The 2,042-nt window shown below is 68.3% G+C and carries 1 pseudogene; it reads left to right on the top strand.

The window, feature by feature from the left end:
* Window positions 1-5: 5 nt before the first annotated feature.
* A pseudogene (locus RUGAMON1_RS32545) lies at window positions 6-2,042 on the top strand (condensation domain-containing protein); the annotation flags it as partial.

The raw sequence follows: 2,042 nt of genomic DNA, 5'->3' as shown, positions 1-2,042 counted from the left end.
GCACGCTGTCGGAGTTCATGCTGCCGAGCGCGTTCGTGGTGCTGGACGCCTTCCCGCTGACGCCGAACGGCAAGCTCGATCGCAAGGCGCTGCCGGCGCCGGACGGCGATGCCTACGCGGCGCGCGGCTACGAGGCGCCCCAGGGCGAGACCGAACAGACGCTGGCGGCGATCTGGCGCGAGCTGCTTAAGCTGGAGCGGGTCGGCCGCCACGACAACTTCTTCGAGCTTGGCGGCCATTCGCTGCTGGCGATACAGATGCTCACGCGCGTGCGTCAGGCGCTCAAGCTGGAAGTCGACCTGGCGGCGGTATTCCAGCACGCGCTGTTGCGCGAGTTCGCCGCCGCCGTCCAGCAAGGAGCGCGGGCGGAACTGGCGCCGATCGCGCCGGCCGACCGCAATGCAGCCCTGCCGTTGTCGTTTGCGCAGCAACGCCTGTGGTTCCTTGCGCAGATGGAAGGCGTCAGCGAGGCATATCATATCGCCGGCGGCGTACGCCTGGTGGGAACGCTGGACCGAGCCGCGCTGCTGCGCGCGCTCGACGGCGTGGTGGCGCGGCATGAGGCACTGCGCACCAGCTTCCGTCAGGTCGACGGCGCACCGGTGCAGGTGATCGGCGCCGCCGATTGCGGCATGGCGGTACTGGAACACGACCTGCGCGGGCACGCACAACGCGAGCAGGAGCTGACGCGCCTGAGCGCTATCGAGGCTGGCACCGCCTTCGACCTGGAGCGGGGACCGCTGATCCGTGCGCGCCTGATCGCGCTCGGCGAGCGGGAACATGTGCTGCTGGTGACGATGCACCACATCGTCTCGGACGGCTGGTCGATGGGTGTGCTGATCAGGGAAGTGGGCGCGCTGTACACGGCGTTCCTGCGCGACGATATTGACGGCTTGCCGCCGCTGGCGATTCAATACGCCGATTACGCGCTCTGGCAGCGTGACAACCTGCAAGGCGAACGCCTGCAGGCGCAATCGGACTACTGGCTGCGGACGCTGGCCGGCGCACCCGGCCTGCTGGAACTGCCGACGGACCGTCCAAGGCCGGCGCGCCAGGATTACACCGGCGCGGCCATCGAAGTGGTGTTCGACGCCGCGCTGAGCGCGAAGTTGAAACGCCTCAGCCAGCGCCACGGCGTGACCTTGTACATGACCATGCTGGCCAGCTGGGCGGCCTTGCTGTCGCGCCTGTCCGGCCAGGACCAGGTGGTGATCGGCAGCCCGATGGCGGGGCGCGAGCGCGCCGAGCTGGAGCCGCTGATCGGCTTCTTCGTCAATACGCTGGCGCTGCGCCTGAACGTGGGCGGCGCGCCGACGGTGGCCGAACTGCTGCATCATGCGCGTGACCAGGTGCTGGCCGCGCAGCGCCATCAGGATCTACCGTTCGAGCAGATCGTGGAATTGGTGCAGCCGGTGCGCAGCATGGCGAACGCGCCGCTGTTCCAGGCGATGTTCGCCTGGCAGAATACGCCGGAAACCGAACTGGCGCTGCCGGAGCTGACGCTGTCGGGCGTGGCCGCCGGCCAGCCCAGCGCGAAGTTCGATTTGTCGCTCAATTTGCAGGAGGCCGATGGCGCCATCGTAGGCGGGCTGGAATACGCGACGTCGTTGTTTGATCAGGCGACGATGGAGCGCCACGTGGGTCACTGGCGCACGCTGCTCGAAGCGCTGGTGGTGGACGATGCCGTGGTGGTGGCGGATCTGCCGCTGCTGAGCGAGGCGCAGTCCGAGCAGATCCTGCTCGACTGGAACGCAACCGACGCCGCCTATCCGTCCGAACTGGGCGTGCATCAGGTGTTCGAACAACAGGTGGCGCTGCGGCCGCAGGCCGTGGCGCTGGTGCACGACCAAAGTACGCTCAGCTACGCGGAACTCAATGCGCAGGCCAACCGCCTGGCGCGCCACCTGATCGCACAAGGCATCGGGGCGGGTGACTACGTGGCGACCTGCCTGGAGCGCTCGGCCGAACTGGTGATCGCCCAGCTGGCGATCCTGAAGGCCGGCGCGGCCTATGTGCCGCTCGATGCGGTGCTGCCGCCGGCC

It is taken from the genome of Duganella rhizosphaerae (assembly GCF_040364205.1).
In the GTDB taxonomy this organism is placed as follows: domain Bacteria; phylum Pseudomonadota; class Gammaproteobacteria; order Burkholderiales; family Burkholderiaceae_D; genus Rugamonas; species Rugamonas rhizosphaerae.
This window is presented reverse-complemented; position numbering and strand designations above follow the sequence as displayed.